A 15,200-nucleotide genomic window follows, 5' to 3' on the forward strand; every position below is an offset into this window, starting at 1 on the left:
TCATTCGTAGGAAGTCGGCAGCTCGCTGTTGTTTGACGGGGCGGCCGGCCAGCTCCCGCTCTGAAAGCGCCATTCGCCGCTCGTGTAGGTGGTGACGCGGTTGCCGCCAGCCCGTTTGGCGGCGTACATCATCTTGTCGGCGCGGATGGTGAGTTCTTCGGCGGATTCGCCGGCATACTCGACGATCCCGAAACTGACGGTCACTTCTCCGTTGAAGCGTTGATAGACGCCTTCGCAAATCCGTTCGCCGACGCGCCGCGCGGCTTCAGCCGGTGTTTCGGGCAGAATGAGCACGAATTCGTCGCCGCCATAACGGAAGGGCAGGTCCACCTGGCGGCGGATGATGGACTGCACCAGCTCGCCCACCCACCGCAGGAGTTCATCGCCGGCCACGTGACCGCGGGTGTCGTTGAAGCGTTTGAAGCCGTCCAGGTCGAAGTAGCACAGGGCGAAGGTGGAATCCCGGCGCTGCGCGCGCGCAATCTCGCGGGGCAGCAGGTCCTGGTAGTAGCGTTTGTTGTACAGCCCGGTCAGTTCGTCCGTGATGCTCAGTTTGAGGAGCTGTTCCTGCTGGGCGCGGCGTTCGGTGACATCGGTCAACACGAACAAAAAGCCCTCGCTGCGTTTGGCGCGGAGGGGATGGACGGACAGGCTGGCATAGAACATGCCACCGTGACGACGCTTGAGGGCAATGTCCGTTTCGCCGAAGTGCACCTGCCGCCCGGCCAGAAGCTTCTCAATGCTGGTGGCGAGACTGGAATCCTGGAACAGAGGCAGAATGGGCGTGCCGACAACTTCCTTGTCGTCGTAGCCGAACATCATTTCGGCGCCCCGGCTGAAGGTCACAATGTTGCCGGCCGGGTCGGTGGAGATGATGGCCATATCCACGGCAACATCGAGAACGGTTTGCAGGTATTCGTGTTCAGCCTGGGCGTTGCGGTACAGCCGGGTGTTCCGAATGGCAACCGACACTTGCAGCGCCAGGTCTTCTGCAATGGCGCAGTCATCGTCGTCGAACGCCCCCGGACGGACGCTTTCAAACTCCAGCACCCCCTCAATCGTGCCATCGAGCCAGATGGGCGTTGCGATTTTGGAGCGCGACAGGGTGGAGTGTCCACGCCATTCAGGCAACTGCCGCAGGTCCCGGCACAGAATCGTCTCGCCGCCTTCCATGGTTTCCCGGATGAGACCGGAGTCGCGTTGCAGCGTCGTGGCGATGACGCTGGTGCGGTTGGCAAGTGTTGAGGCGATGTGGAAGTTCTCTCCCTGCGGGCCGGTCATGTGTGGGGTGTAAATCGCCACGACCTCGCACTCCATGTAGCGTTGCAGGTGTTCGACGATGTCGGCGATGACCGTTTCCAGATCGAGGCTGCGCGTCATCTGGCGCGTCACTTCGTTGATGAGAAAGACCTGCTCCCGCTTGCGCTGGACGAAGCGGTACTGGAGTGCATTGCGGAAGGCATGGTCAAGGTGACGCGACAGCAGCCCCAGTCCCTCGATTTCGACATCGGTCAGTTTGATTCTTCGTGGATAGCCGAGAATGGCGACGCCGCTGCGCTGTGAACCATGCCGCAACTGAAGGTGGAGTTGATGGCCGTCCACGTGGGTCAGCGTGTCCGGGGCTTCCGGCAGGTTGGCCAGTTCGATGGCGGCGGCCTCGGAGGACATTTTCTGGATGACCGGCTCGCCCTGGGGGGAGAGGCTGCCTTCATATCCGAAGTTCCCCCCTTCGCCGGTGATGAGCAGCCGACCGGTGATGCAGGGGGTCAGGTGGAACAGGGTGCGGAAGGCGGTTTCCACCAGTTCGTCGAGGTCGAGGCTGGCATGCAGGTGGAGCGCAATTTCGTGCAGGGTTTGTGCAGAAAGCGGAGATGCCGTGACTTCGGTCGCCCGTTCGGCGCGGGCAATGGCCCGGCGCAGACGTTCGCCGGTCAGCGGTGGCGCCAGCACCAGCGTGACCCCTTCGGCTTTGGCCTTGGCCGCCAAAGCCGTGTCGTCATTGAAGAGACATCCGATGATGGGGAGTTTGGGATTGACCTGATGGATGTAGGCCAGATGGCCCCACGTGGCAGGGTCATCTTCCAGGGCCAGCAGGACGACATCAAACTCATACTCGGCCATCAGCGCAATGAGGGAAGTGCCATCGGCGGCTACGGTGAGTTGCAGGGTGCGACTCCGCTGAAGCAGCGCTTCGATTTCCTGTCCGGCCATGGTCGGGGAAGCTACGAACAGGACCTGCTTCCTGAACTCTACACGCGACATCTGAATGGTGGCAGGCGCGGGCATGAGGACAACCGGAGGAGCAAAGGTGAACCGGGCTGTGAGTGATGACGGAGCGAAACCCCAGTGTAGGCGAAGTTAGCGGGCGGGTACAGCCTTTTGCTCGGTCTGTCAGGGGCGGTGGGGCGCAAAACCGGTGCAAACAGCACAGCACGGTCAGTGACGACCGTGCTGTGCGTTGATTGGGAACGGATGTGTAAGCCGAATTCTGTTCCGTCACGGGGACGGCGACGGTCATTCATCTAGGCTGCCGGTTACCCGGCAGCTCAAGCGACCTACCCGGAGATGTGCCTGCCGGAGCAGGACTCGGACGAGCAGCCCTTGGACATCCCCATATTTGGTCTTGCACCACGAGGAGTTTACCTAGCCGAACGTGTTACCACGTCCGCTGGTGCGCCTTTACCGCACCGTTTCACCATCGCCACTCGCACGCCCGGCGAGGGCGTGTAAGTCAGGCTGTCTGTTCTCTGTTGCACTTGTCGTCGCGCCCGACGGGTCGTTGCCGACGCTTCGGACGCGCCCGGCCGTTAGCCGGCTCGCTGCTCTGCGGTGTTCGGACTTTCCTCTCCCCGGTTTGCCGCTGAGGGCGACAAACGGGCAGCGACCGTCCCATCCGCTCCCAAGGTCACAAAAGGCGAAAACCGGAAGGCGTCCTCAGAAGACTGGCGGAGGAGGAGGGATTCGAACCCTCGATACAGTTTCCCGTATACAGCATTTCCAATGCTGCGCCTTCAGCCACTCGGCCACCCCTCCGACAACGAATCCAACAGCCACAGCGGACAGCCACAGCGGAACTCACCCGGATTTACGCAGGTCAACCCACCAGCCAGCCCAAATGGACTGGCCGGATTCAGGTGCCATGACCGGCAGGAAACTATCCAGCCGGTCCAGCCAAACTGGCGGTGAGGGTGGGATTCGAACCCACGGTACAGTTACCCGTACATCGGTTTTCGAGACCGACCGATTCAGCCACTCTCGCACCTCACCAGAAAACCTTTTCAAACATCCTTCAGGGTCCAACGGCACCACGGCGCTGCCGAAAAAAATCACGGAGCAGATCGCCACACGTTTCAGCCAGAACCCCGCCCGTCACCAGCAGGCGGTGGTTGAGCACGTCCGTTGTGCACAGCCCGAAGTGACTCACCACCGCACCGGCCTTGGGGTCAGTTGCCCCAAAAACCAAACGCTGAATGCGGGCCTGCACCAGGGCCCCCGCGCACATTGCGCAGGGTTCGAGCGTCACATAGAGCGTCGCTCCGGTCAAGCGATAATTGCCCACCTGCCGGGCTGCGGCCCGCAGGGCGAGAATTTCAGCGTGAGCCGTCGGGTCACAGCCGGTACGCATGCGGTTGCCCGCCTGGGCAACAAGCTGACCGTTGATGATGACTACGGCCCCCACCGGGACTTCATCCACTTCAAGGCAGGTGCGGGCTGCCTCCAGAGCCAAACGCATCCAGCACTCATCATCCGGCATCTCCACGGCTGCATACCTCATCCGCTGCCTCGGCACCCGGTGCGGGCCACCCGGCGGGATGCTAGTCAGGGCAGGCAGCAGCATCAATCTTCGACGGCCGCCGTCCCCGGAGTCCCTCCACAGGCTGCCGCGTGTCAGGTCTGCCGGTGCAAGGCTTGTAGTCCACTGAACGGGTTGCCAACCTCCCGGCTGCGGATGCTTGACAAGTCAGGCTGGCGGGCTACTCATGATTTGAAAGGGCATCCAGCGGACGGTCCGGCTGACTTTGGCCACATGTCACTTGCCAAATGGCTGCGTGATGCTCACAATCGCGCTTTTTCCCACCACGGACGTTGGACAGTCCCCAGAGCCACAGTGGAATCCCTTGGTTTAGGTCAGGGCATCATGACAAAAGGATTGGTCATTGTTGAGTCTCCGGCAAAGGCCAAAACGATTACGAAGTATCTCGGCAAGGACTTTACCGTGCTGGCCTCGTATGGTCACATCAAGGACCTGCCCGAAAAGGAACTTGGTGTGGATGTCGCGCATGGTTTCGAGCCGACCTACGAGATCATTCCCGACACGAAAAAGCGCAACAACTCCAAGACCGTACGGGAGCTGAAGTCTGCTGCCCGGAAAGCGGAGTCCATCTACCTGGCGGCTGACCCCGACCGCGAAGGCGAGGCCATCTGTCAGCACCTGCGCGAAGAGTTGGTGGGCGACAAGGCACAAAAGCCGGTCTATCGTCTGCTGTTCAACGAAATCACCAAGGACGCCATTCAGGCTTCATTGCAGTCGCCGCGGCAAATCAACCAGGCGCTGGTGGAAGCCCAGCAGGCGCGGCGCGTGCTCGACCGGCTCGTGGGGTACGAAGTCAGCCCCATGCTCAACCGTGGGCTTGGCGGCGGCAAGGTGGCGCTCTCGGCCGGACGGGTGCAATCGGTGGCCCTGCGCCTCGTCGTTGAGCGCGAGCGCGAGATTCTGGCTTTTCAGCCAACCGAATACTGGACCTTTGACGCGCGTTTCGCCGCCGCACTCCCACCGGAGTTTACGGCCAGGTTGTTTTCCATTCACGGCGCAACGCTCAAAACCGGCGACTTTGACAAGCAGCGCAGGAACGAGCGCCACGTCCGTACCGAAGCTGAAGCCCGCGACCTCGAACGCCAGCTCCGCGAAGTTGCGGAATGGCACGTGGCTGCGGTGACGACCAGGGAAAAGAAACGCCATCCCGTCGCACCCTTCATTACTTCGACCCTTCAGCAGGAAGCGGCCCGGAAACTTTCCTTCCCGGTCAAGAAAACCATGTCGCTGGCGCAAAAGCTGTACGAAGGCGTCGAGCTGGGGCCGGAAGGCAGCGTCGGGCTGATTACCTACATGCGGACGGATTCGACCCGAATTGCCGATTCCGCCATAACCGAAGTACGTGACTTCATCACGGCGCAGTACGGCACCAACCGGCTTCCGGCCAAGCCCAACCAGTACAAAAACAAAAAAGGCGCCCAGGATGCCCACGAGGCCATTCGTCCGACATCGGTCTGGCGCACGCCGGAAAAGGTCGCCCCTTACCTCGAAGCCGATGAGCTGGCCCTGTACCGGCTGATCTGGCAGCGCTTTGTGGCCTCCCAGATGACACCAGCCCTCTTTGACGCCACAACGATTGACATCGAAGGTGGCCCGGGCTTTGTCTTCCGGGCAACCGGGGCGGTGCTCCGTTTCGATGGTTTTCTAGCGGTCTATGAGGAAGGAAAGGACGAACGCGATACCGACGACGAGGCCTTGGCGCTCAAGCTGCCGCGCGTCACGGAAGGGGAGCGCGTCGAATGCCGTGAACTTCAGGTCAACCAGAGTTTTACCCGTCCACCGGCCCGCTACACGGAAGCCACTCTGGTCAAAACCCTTGAGGAGCGGGGCATCGGGCGCCCCTCGACCTATGCCCAGACGCTGTCGGTCATTCAGTCCCGCAACTACGTCGAGAAACGTGACGGGCGGTTTCATCCCACGCCCCTTGGGATGGTGATTGCCGACGTCCTCACGGAAAATTTCGCCGACCTTTTTGACCCGGGCTACACAGCGGTGCTGGAGACCCAGCTCGATGAAATCGAGGAAGGCAAACTCAACTGGCGGGAAGCGCTCGAAGAGTTTTACCGGAAGTTTCGCGCCGACCTGGAAGCCGCCAAAATCAACCTCAAAAAAGCCAAGGATGGCGTGGCTACCGACGAACGCTGCCACAAATGCGGGTCTGCCATGGTGCTCAGGCTGGGGCGCTTTGGAAAGTACCTGTCATGTACCAACCCGGAGTGCAAGGCCACCCGGGATTATGGCACGCCACCGGCGGCGACCGCTGAGCAGGTCACGTCTGCCGAGGTGGCCGGGGAAATTGCCTGTGACGCCTGCGGGCGTCCGATGGTGCGCAAACGGGGACGCTGGGGTGAGTTTCTCGCCTGCACGGGCTACCCGGAGTGCAAAACGACCCGCAATCTCACCAAGACCGGCGCTCCCAAGCCTGCCCCTGTCCAGCTTGATGAAGCCTGTCCAACCTGTGGCCAGCCACTGGCCGTCCGGCAGGGACGCTATGGCGAATTCATCGGCTGCTCAAACTATCCGAAATGCACGTATATCAAGCGTGAAGCCATCATGCCCTGTCCGCGGCCGGGCTGCGGCGGCGACATCACCGAACGCCGGTCCGGGCGTGGCCGGGTGTTCTACAAGTGCACCAATACAGCCTGTGATGTGGTCTATTGGGACAAGCCGGTAACTCACCCCTGCCCAAGCTGCGGGGCGCCCTTTACCCTCCAGAAAACGAATGCCCAGGGGGAGACGTACCATTACTGCGCCGACAAGGAACATTGCGGCTGGACGGAACTTCCCGCTGACAGGCGAAAGAAAAAAGACACACCGCCGTCATCCAAAAAGCGGTCTGCCTCTGAGGCAGCGTGATGGACAATCGCCGGGTTGCTGACCCAGGGTGGGTGTGCGGCGCATTGCCTTGGCTTCGGGAACTGTCCTACAACATGTCGCCATGCACGGTCAGGGGCTGCGGCGACGACAATTTCTTCGGTATGCCACATCCGGTGCCTGTGGCGGTGTCTTTGGGCTGCTGGCCGCCGGTCTGCCCAACACAGGTCTGGCGGAAGCTGGCGTCCTTCCCGCGACCGATGAAGGGAAGCTGCCCAAAGGCTTTCGTGAGCCGACCCTGACGCTCGACGAACTCGAAGTCCAGCAGGTGGACTATCCGCTTGCCGATGTGCTGGCCCGCGTCACGATTGACAATCCCAACCAGGCGCTCACCCTGAGCAAACTGACCTACCGGATTGTGCTCAATGGCGTCGAGTGTGGGACAGGCGAGCATCCCGAAAAGCTGACGCTACCCAAAAAGGCTGCCCTGGCCCTGTCATTGCCGATAACCGCCGATCTTTCCTCGGTGCCGCACCTTGGGATCAACACCCTGTTGCAGACCCGCCTGGGCGAGGGCGTTTTCATCAACTACGTCATCCACGTGGCCTTTGAGGTGAGCGTGCTCTGGCTCTTCAAACGCCAGATCAAGGCCAAACTCGCCGGGCGGTTGCCCCTGCGCGATGTTCTGGGCAAGCTATCCCTACCGTAATGACTGATATGCATCTTTTCGAAAAGTTTCTGAGCGTCAGCGCTGAAGACATTGGTTTGAGGCTTTTGGGTTGTACCGTTGTTGAGTGGCTTGACTTCTTACTAAATCCTCGACGTTTACGTGGCAGTGATTTCTTGATGCGTTGGTCACAGGGTGTGTGGAGTGAGGAACGTATTGTTCAAGCCATCAACGACACGACTGAATTCTTTGCAATTCCCTATGGCCCAAGTGGAGCTGCTCCCGATAAAGACATTAGATCATTTGAACTTTACTTTGAACGGCTCGAAAAAGCAGGCTTTGGGAAAAACAAACGCCCCGATCTGTTGATTTTCAAAAACTCATCACGAGAAACTATATGTAATATTGTTAATTCCTTTGGCGGAATAAACGAGCTGCCTTTTATCCCAGAAAGCGATGACAAAGTACGAAAACTCTTGGATAGAGCGATACTTGCAGTAGAATGTGAGAATAGTCTTTGGAAAGGTAAACTTATGCCAGACTATGGCAAAGAGTTGAAGCCCCAAAAACGGTTAGGCGGCAAACTCGGTTTAAAGAAAAATGCCGTCTTGCCGACCCTAATACTCAAAGAAGAAGATCGCAAGCCATTGCAAGAATGGCAAAACATGAATAATGTTCCTATTCATATATGGCATGCTTTTTACGATATAGCTTTTGGTATCTCTTTCAGTGAAGTTCAGAAGCTTATTAACGAAGGATTTATTTTGCCTACAGAGCAAGTTTTTCAATCCCCCGGAGGTGTCATTACAAAAAAGCTCATTTACAAAATCTACTATCATCATGCTTACCCTCTCGACAGTACAATCGAAGAACCAAGATTGCAGGCCAGGTTTCTTGAAGATAAGAACGGGCATATCTTACCTTATGTCCACTTTGAGGGTGGCAAGATGACTTTGAGCGAAGAAGCACTGTCGGTTTTGCGAAAGGCTGGAAATGCTAAAAACTAGTAACCACAAACTTTCATCATCATGGAAAACTAGAGAGCTCTTGAGGAGCAAGGGGCAATTTTGGACACCCGATTGGGTCGCTGAGCCAATGGTTGAATATGTTCTTGCCGAAAAAGGCGGCCTTCTCTTTGACCCAGCAGTTGGGGCAGGAGCATTCTTCCGTGCTGCGAAAGTAGTAGCTAGTGAAAAAGGTCTCTCCGTTAGATTTGCCGGAATGGAAATTGACCCAGTAACACTATCTCAAGCCCAAGAGAATGGCCTAACTAAAGATGATATTGCTTTGGTAGAAATTGCTGATTTTGTACTCCAAGCACCCTGTAAGAAATTTCACGCCATTGTAGCTAATCCTCCATACATTCGGCATCACCGAATCACTCCAGAGAAAAAAGTACAACTTAGGCGTTTGAGCATTCAAACAATTGGCAAAGCACTTGATGGACGAGCAGGGCTACATGTGTATTTCTTGATGCGTGCTTTGTCACTACTTGAAGAAAATGGAAGATTAGCATTTATTGTACCTGCTGACGTATGTGAAGGTAAATTCGCCTCTGAGTTATGGACTTGGATTACAGCAAATTTTACTTTAGATGCCATTATAACCTTTTCTCCAGAAGCATCACCATTTCCTCAAATTGATGTAAATCCAATTATTTTACTTATTCGCAGATCAGCGCCGAGAGAGAGATTTCTGTGGGCCAAGTGCTGCTTTCAGGCAACCAGCTCATTCAAATATTGGGTGAGGTCTCAATTTAGGGATACATCTAAACGAGACTTGATTGTAATTGAACGAGACTTGAAAGAAGGATTATCTGAAGGATTTTCAAGGGAACCTACTTTATGTAAAGGAAAAAGTAGATACGTTCTTGGTGATTTTATTTCGGTTAAGCGTGGCATTGCAACAGGAGCAAATGACTTTTTCTTTATGACTGCCGAGAAAGTAAGAGAATTAAGAATACCTGAAAAGTATCTCACTCAAGCAATTGGCCGCACAAGAGACGTTGTAGGAGACGAAATTACTTATCGAACACTTGAAGAAATTGAGAAAAAGGGAAGGCCCACTCTACTACTATCGCTCAATGAGGATAACTTAGAAAATTTTCCAGAATCTGTTAAACAATACCTCAGCAAAGGTGAAGAACTAGGATTGCCTAACCGTCCTTTGATTTCACAGCGCAATCCTTGGTATAAAATAGAAACCCGTATTCCACCACCTTTTTTATTTGCTTATTTGGGCCGTCGTAACTCAAGGTTTATTCGAAATTACGCTTACGTTGTTCCATTGACAAGCTTCCTGTGCATATATCCAAAGAGGAATGATAAAAAAAACATAGACCAAATTTGGAAAATCCTCACTCATCCAGATGTGTTAGCAGGTCTTTCAATGGTTGGGAAAACTTATGGTGACGGCGCAATAAAGGTTGAGCCTAGATTTTTAGAGAAGCTTCCTATTCCAGACCATGTTGTTGAACTGTCGGGCCTTTCGATGCAGATGTGTCTATTTGAGCGATAAGATTTAAATAAGGCCTATGAAGTGTGCTGAAAGTAGCTGCATACTTCATGCTTGCTATTTCTTTTCTGAAATTTGCCATGCGGCTTGTTATCCAGCGTGTGACTCAGGCTTCCGTGACCGTCGGGGGAAAGCTCGTCGGGCGCTGCGGTCGCGGTTTGTGCATTCTCGTCGGCATCACACACCGGGATACCGCCGCCGATGCCGACTGGCTGGCCGAAAAAACAGCCAATCTGCGCATTTTTGAGGATGAAAACGGGAAGATGAACCGCTCGCTGCTCGACATCGGTGGCGAGGCGCTGGTGGTTTCCCAGTTCACCCTCTACGGCGATGCGCGCAAGGGCCGCCGCCCTTCGTTTACCGCCGCGGCTCCCCCGGAGACCGCTGAACCACTCGTGACGCGCTACGCTGACGCCCTCCGGCTGCTGGGCATTCCGGTTGGGACCGGTGTCTTTGGCGCCATGATGCAGGTCGAAATCCACAACGACGGCCCGGTGACACTCATTCTGGAGCGGGGCGGAATATCAGTCAGCGCGGAGGTCGAGTAAGTACGTGTCTGAAACATACCCGTCCGGGTTCATCACCTGGACGCTGACGTAACGCTCGCGCAGGACTTCCGCCGGAAGCCGGAAGTACACCCGCTGGTTGAACAACCCACGGAGAGACTTCTTGACGCTGGCCTGTGTCTCAATGCCGTTGACGATGAGGGTTGGAGTATCACCCAGCCCCTGACCGCGTACAAACAACCCGACCGTCGGTACAGATGACCGGCCGGGCAGGTGAACCCGCGCCACGTTGGTGACTTGGATATTGTGGCAAACCACGGTGTGCGTATCGGTAAGCTGCTGCCCCTGCTCATCGGACAACCAGACGGTGTAGCGTCCCACGCGCGGCGGTAACTCAAACAGCCCCAGCCGCCCCGACCAGGCACGGAAGGGAAGGCTCAGAAAAGTTCCGTCTTCGGCGAGCAGCGAAACCTGTGAGGCCCGTTCCAGATGGTCGCCCAGCACCATGACGCGCCGGTTCTTGAGCGTGACGAAGTTGTTGACGAAGCCGCGCAGACGTGGCTCGGTGGCTGTCGGGCCTGCTGAAACCTCGACGGTGGTCACAAATGGCTTCCAGGCCTGTTCGTCGCCAAGCGCGCCGACCAACAGTGCGCGCCCAACCGCGTTGCCCTGTATTACCAGGGTACTGTTGGAAAAACTGCCTTGGATACAGCCTGAATCCAGACTAAGAACGGCGAAATCAAAGACCGGCAGCCGTCCCGCAAGGGACTGGGCAAAACCACTCCAGGTCATCCGTTCGCCGACGTACAGGGGCAAAAACGCCGGCGGCGGCTCGGCTTTGACGCTGGATGGCGGCAGGCTGCCGGCGGCGGTGGCGTCCAGGACGCGGATGGCCGCAACCTGGGAAACGACTTCGCCTTCCGGTGTGCGGTTGGCGCAGACCGCCAGAACTCCGGCCATCCCGGCGTGGCGCGCTGTCACCCGCCAGACGACTTCATGTGGGGTCGGACTCGGAAGCACATCAATGTCGAGGACGGCCGACAGGCGGCTGCGATCAGCCAGGATGCGCCCGGCCGAGTAGTAAATGGCATCCCGTACCGGATGGGATTCAAAGGCCACTGCGCCGGCCAGTCGTGCCGAGACGCCATCGCCAGCAAAACGAAACGTCACCGTCCGCGTATCGCCGACGCGCATCAACTCCGGCAGCCCGTCAATCACTATCGGCGTGTCGCCTTTCGGCAGAGCTGTCATGAGGCGGAGGTCGGCCAGCGTGCGCATCGAACTCGTGCTGGACAGGGTGTAGCCAGGATACAGCGCCACCTGCCGCTCAACGGCAATATCAGCCTGGGCCGTCAAAAGGCCACCAAAGAAGAGAAGCAGTGCCAGTGGAAGTACTGATGGCTTCAAAAGGTATGTCCGGTAGGTTGCGGCGGCCCTGCCCATGGCAAATTACCTCGGCATCAAGGAGAGTTTGTGGACATCCGGTGGTATCCGGTTATGTAACACAGTGCCTGCCAACAACGGAAAGGCTTTTCATGGCAACAGAAAGCGGACTACAGTGCCGTATCACACGCAGAAGCCATGGCTAAACCATCTCAAAACGGCACTTCCAGAGGTGCCGACGGTCCGGTGCACGTCCTTCACGTCACGGACAGCCATCTGTTTGCCCAGCGCACCGGTCGCCTGCTTGGCCTGGTGACGTATGATTCCCTGACGGCCGTGCTCGCCGCTGCGGCTGCCGAACCACCCGATATGGTCTTGGCGACGGGCGACCTGGCGCAGGACGGCACGGCGCAGGCCTACGCGCACCTGGCCGAAGCCTTCTCCGGCTTTGCCGCTGCCTGTCCGCTCCCGCCGCCAGTCTATTGGTTGCCCGGCAACCACGACGAGCCGGCAGTGATGCGCGCAACGCTGACCTGTGCGCCACTGCGCCCGGAGACGGAGGTCGTCGTAGGCGGGTGGTACATCATTCTGCTGGATTCAACCGTTCCCGGCGAGGTTGGCGGCGCCTTGTCCGAAGATGAGCTGGCGCGTCTTGATGCCGGCCTCCGCGCCCATGCCGATTGCCCGGCGCTGGTCTGCCTGCATCACAACCCCGTGGTGACAAGCGCCCGGTGGATGGATGACATCGGGCTGGCCAATGCCGATGCCTTTTTTGCCGTTCTCGACCGCCATCCCCAAGTGCGTGGCGTGCTGTGGGGGCATGTTCACCAGGCAATAGACCTGGAGCGCCAAGGCGTCCGGCTGATGGCCTCACCTTCAACCTGCATTCAGTTCAAACCGGAAACAGTCGAATTTGGTCTTGACCCGTCAGCGCCGGGCTACCGGCGGCTGTGGTTGTATCCCGATGGCCGGCTGGAAACCCGGGTGTTTCGGATCAGCAATTTTGCCGGTTGCGCCGATCCTGACGCAACCGGCTACTAGATGTTCAGGTGGTTTCAGTCGTTACAGCACGGTGACAGGGCCGTGATCGTCACAGTGCCCGTCGTGGACGTGATGCAGCCGCCCGTCCACGAGGTAATCCACATGGTCACCGTGCGGAACGGCCTCATGTCCGCAGCCCGGGCCGTGGACGTGCGCGCACGCCGTGGGGTATGGCGCACAGCCATCGGGGTTCGTGCTGCTGACGGCAATGCAGTGTTCGTCGTAGTGGTCGCCGTGCGGAGAGTGCAGGTGGCCATCGTGGAGGTAGTCCACGTGATCATCGTGCTGAATGCGTGTATGCCCGCAGGCGGCGTCATGGGTGTGGGCGTGGTCGGGGTGGGTTGTGCAGCTCGTCATTGGATGACTCCTTTCAGGTGGATAGGGTGGTGAGACCGTTCCGCCGGATGCCTTCATGCGTTACGCATCATCGTGAATGATGTCGTGCCGCGCATGGGCCAGCCCCTGGTGGAACAGATGCCGGACGTGTTCATCTGCCAGGCGGTAGTAGGCGTGCTTGCCTTCGCGGCGAACGGAGACAATCCCCAGCGTACGCAGCAAACGGAGCTGGCTGGAAATCGCCGGCTGCGACATCCCCAGCGTCAGGCACATTTCGCCGACACACATTTCGCCGGCATCGAGCAGAGCGATGATTTTCACCCGGGTCGGATCGCCGAGCGCCTTGAACATATCGGCAACGCGCCAGGCCAGCGGGGCCGTGAGCACTTCCCGTTCGGCTGGTTGGTGTTGATTGCTACATGGGGAGGCCATAGATTACCGCTAACAGATAAGCATTTGATTATGTGTTTTATCTGAAAGCCCCCCCGGCGTCAAGCGGGAAGCCGGGGGCTGCCGGTTGGGAAGCGCCGGATTCAGTGCACCTCATTCAGTGCACCTCCGGCGCGATGGCAGGCTGACGCGGCGGTTACGGGGGCTGCTGGTTGGGAAGCGCCGGATTCAGTGCACGGCCTGGGCTTCAGCCTGTTCCATCAGGGCTGCGATGTGCTGGGCTGTTTTGGCCCCTTTGACCAAGGCTTCGCCGAGGTTGGTATCGCCAGTCAACGTGGCAAAGGCATAGAACCGCGCAACCTGGTTGGTCACTTCGAGGACGTGACAGGTTTCGCAGGACAGCAACTCCACCTGTGGGACAAGCAGGCAGAACTGGCTTCCGAAGTGATGCCGCCGGACGGGTTCAAGGGCCGTCGTCAGGCGCAGGGCAGGGCGTTTGGGGAGTCCGGTCCACTGGGCGCTGGGCAGGCGCGCGGCGAGAACATCCAGATAATCGCGTCCCGACGCGATTCGGGCCTGGAGCGTTGAAATGAGTTGCACCTGTTGCGAGGCGGCTTCCGCCTGGGCAAGAATTTCCAGTTCCAGCGAGCCGTAGCCGGCAACCTGTCCGAGGTCGTTGCGCAGCGCATCCACGAAACCGATGTGCTGACCCATTGCCGACTCGGCGCTGGCCAGTTCGGCCAGGGCCAGGGAGAGTTCGGCCTCGGTACTTCCGGCCGGGCGCTCATGAGTCGCCAGATAGGCGCGGAGGTGTTCTCCCTGTCCCTGAACGACGTTGTGGGCAATGCCGCCAAGAACCGCCGTGCCACCGGCAGAGAAGAAGAACGTGCCCAACAGGGAGGGGGTCGCCCGCAGCAGCCGGTAGATCGAAAAGGGATGGGCGGCCGTCGGACGTTCCAGGCGCTGCGCCAGCGTGGCCACGTGAAGCTCACCGGCGGCAATGCACTGTTCCGTGTGTTCAACGGCCTGCCGGAACTGCTCCGGTGTCATGGGGGTGACGATGGAACGCGACGTTGGGCGTGGCAGCGCCGGTAACACCGGGAATGGGCCGTCGAGTTGTTGCGCCACGGACTGGAGGCGCTGTTGCGCGGCGGCGTAGTCGGCTTCGAGCCGTTCAGTCCGTCCGTCGGTCGGGACATTGACAACGATATGCAGGCGCTGGTGGGCATGGTCAAACACGATGACCGTGCCAAAAGCGGCGAGGACCCCTTCCACGGTCGGCGGTACGCGGGGCGGTACGCCGTGAAGCTGGTGGGACGCTTCGTGCGCCAGATAGCCAAAGGCGGCACTGGCCAGCGCCGGTATATCCGCTACGGGCGCGAGGATGTCGGCCCGAAGCCGCCGCCGGACGGCTTGCAGCAGCGTTTCCGTGCGTTCGAGCGTGGCGTGCGGGGTGCGTAGCTCAACCTTTCCATCCCTGCCGGTGATGATCCAGCGTGGGTCGAGACCGATGAGGGTATAGGGGGGGAGATGGCGTTCGAGGCGTTGATTCTCGAACAGGCCGACATCGCCGGATTGACCGGCCACTTTCAGAAAGACCCCAACCGGTGTGTGAACGTCCGCCGGCAGGGTCACGGCCACGGGAACGACGGTTGCTTCCTGGGCCAGCGCCAGGAAGGCATCGTATGTTGCCGGCTGAAATTGCAGCGTGGACACGGTGGACTCGCTCCGGGGC

At 58.5% G+C, this 15,200-nt stretch carries 12 protein-coding genes, 2 tRNA genes and 1 other RNA gene; 6 read left to right on the forward strand and 9 right to left on the reverse strand.

Annotated features, from left to right (window positions below):
* The 5 genes from J8C05_RS04860 to tadA all read right to left on the reverse strand — a co-directional run bounded on the left by J8C05_RS04860 (position 1) and on the right by tadA (position 3,775).
* Positions 1-2,286, reverse strand: coding sequence for a diguanylate cyclase (locus J8C05_RS04860; protein ID WP_211423045.1), 2,286 nt, complete (start codon positions 2,284-2,286; stop codon positions 1-3).
* A 175-nt stretch (positions 2,287-2,461) separates the two neighbouring features.
* An RNA gene (gene rnpB, locus J8C05_RS04865) (RNase P RNA component class A) lies at positions 2,462-2,900 on the reverse strand.
* A 43-nt stretch (positions 2,901-2,943) separates the two neighbouring features.
* Positions 2,944-3,033, reverse strand: a tRNA-Ser gene (locus J8C05_RS04870).
* Between the two features lie 144 nt (positions 3,034-3,177).
* Positions 3,178-3,267, reverse strand: a tRNA-Ser gene (locus J8C05_RS04875).
* Between the two features lie 22 nt (positions 3,268-3,289).
* Positions 3,290-3,775 (reverse strand): tRNA adenosine(34) deaminase TadA, encoded by a 486-nt coding sequence (tadA, locus tag J8C05_RS04880; RefSeq protein ID WP_246840750.1) that lies wholly within the window; start codon positions 3,773-3,775, stop codon positions 3,290-3,292.
* Between the two features lie 363 nt (positions 3,776-4,138).
* Between tadA and topA the strand changes: the two genes are divergently transcribed.
* Genes topA through dtd form a run of 5 tightly spaced genes read left to right on the forward strand, consistent with a single transcriptional unit; the run spans position 4,139 to position 10,357 of the window.
* Entirely contained in the window at positions 4,139-6,670 is a 2,532-nt protein-coding gene (topA, locus tag J8C05_RS04885; protein ID WP_211423046.1) for a type I DNA topoisomerase, read from the forward strand.
* A 34-nt stretch (positions 6,671-6,704) separates the two neighbouring features.
* A complete protein-coding gene (locus J8C05_RS04890) occupies positions 6,705-7,337 on the forward strand; it encodes an LEA/WHy family protein (RefSeq protein WP_211423047.1) in 633 nt (210 codons plus the stop codon).
* 8 nt (positions 7,338-7,345) lie between these two features.
* Positions 7,346-8,302: an AccI family restriction endonuclease gene (locus J8C05_RS04895; protein WP_246840751.1), complete on the forward strand. Its 957-nt coding sequence runs from the start codon at positions 7,346-7,348 to the stop codon at positions 8,300-8,302.
* Positions 8,289-9,812 carry an HsdM family class I SAM-dependent methyltransferase gene (locus tag J8C05_RS04900; RefSeq protein ID WP_211423049.1) on the forward strand — a complete coding sequence of 508 codons (1,524 nt, stop codon included), beginning with the start codon at positions 8,289-8,291 and terminating at the stop codon, positions 9,810-9,812. Before J8C05_RS04895 ends, J8C05_RS04900 begins: the two co-directional genes overlap by 14 nt.
* Before the next feature lie 47 nt (positions 9,813-9,859).
* Complete coding sequence (gene dtd / locus J8C05_RS04905; protein ID WP_459543838.1) at positions 9,860-10,357, forward strand: D-aminoacyl-tRNA deacylase; 498 nt, start codon at positions 9,860-9,862, stop codon at positions 10,355-10,357.
* Here dtd and J8C05_RS04910 read toward each other — a convergent pair.
* A complete protein-coding gene (locus J8C05_RS04910; RefSeq protein WP_211423050.1) occupies positions 10,334-11,671 on the reverse strand; it encodes a hypothetical protein in 1,338 nt (445 codons plus the stop codon). The two genes, dtd and J8C05_RS04910, sit on opposite strands and share 24 nt — an antisense overlap.
* Before the next feature lie 225 nt (positions 11,672-11,896).
* Between J8C05_RS04910 and cpdA the strand changes: the two genes are divergently transcribed.
* On the forward strand, positions 11,897-12,739 hold the full coding sequence (cpdA, locus tag J8C05_RS04915) for a 3',5'-cyclic-AMP phosphodiesterase (RefSeq protein ID WP_211423051.1): 843 nt from the start codon (positions 11,897-11,899) through the stop codon (positions 12,737-12,739).
* A gap of 21 nt (positions 12,740-12,760) precedes the next feature.
* Here the strand turns inward: cpdA and J8C05_RS15440 are convergent, their stop codons facing one another.
* The 3 genes from J8C05_RS15440 to J8C05_RS04925 form a co-directional block, all read right to left on the reverse strand.
* The gene (locus J8C05_RS15440; protein WP_072234215.1) at positions 12,761-13,096 is read right to left on the reverse strand and encodes a hypothetical protein; all 336 of its coding nucleotides are present in this window, start codon (positions 13,094-13,096) and stop codon (positions 12,761-12,763) included.
* A 60-nt stretch (positions 13,097-13,156) separates the two neighbouring features.
* On the reverse strand, positions 13,157-13,507 hold the full coding sequence (locus J8C05_RS15445; RefSeq protein WP_246840753.1) for an ArsR/SmtB family transcription factor: 351 nt from the start codon (positions 13,505-13,507) through the stop codon (positions 13,157-13,159).
* Between the two features lie 186 nt (positions 13,508-13,693).
* Positions 13,694-15,181, reverse strand: coding sequence for a chorismate-binding protein (locus J8C05_RS04925; RefSeq protein ID WP_211423052.1), 1,488 nt, complete (start codon positions 15,179-15,181; stop codon positions 13,694-13,696).
* Positions 15,182-15,200 lie beyond the last annotated feature (19 nt).

Source organism: Chloracidobacterium sp. N (genome assembly GCF_018304765.1).
GTDB classification, from domain to species: domain Bacteria; phylum Acidobacteriota; class Blastocatellia; order Chloracidobacteriales; family Chloracidobacteriaceae; genus Chloracidobacterium; species Chloracidobacterium aggregatum.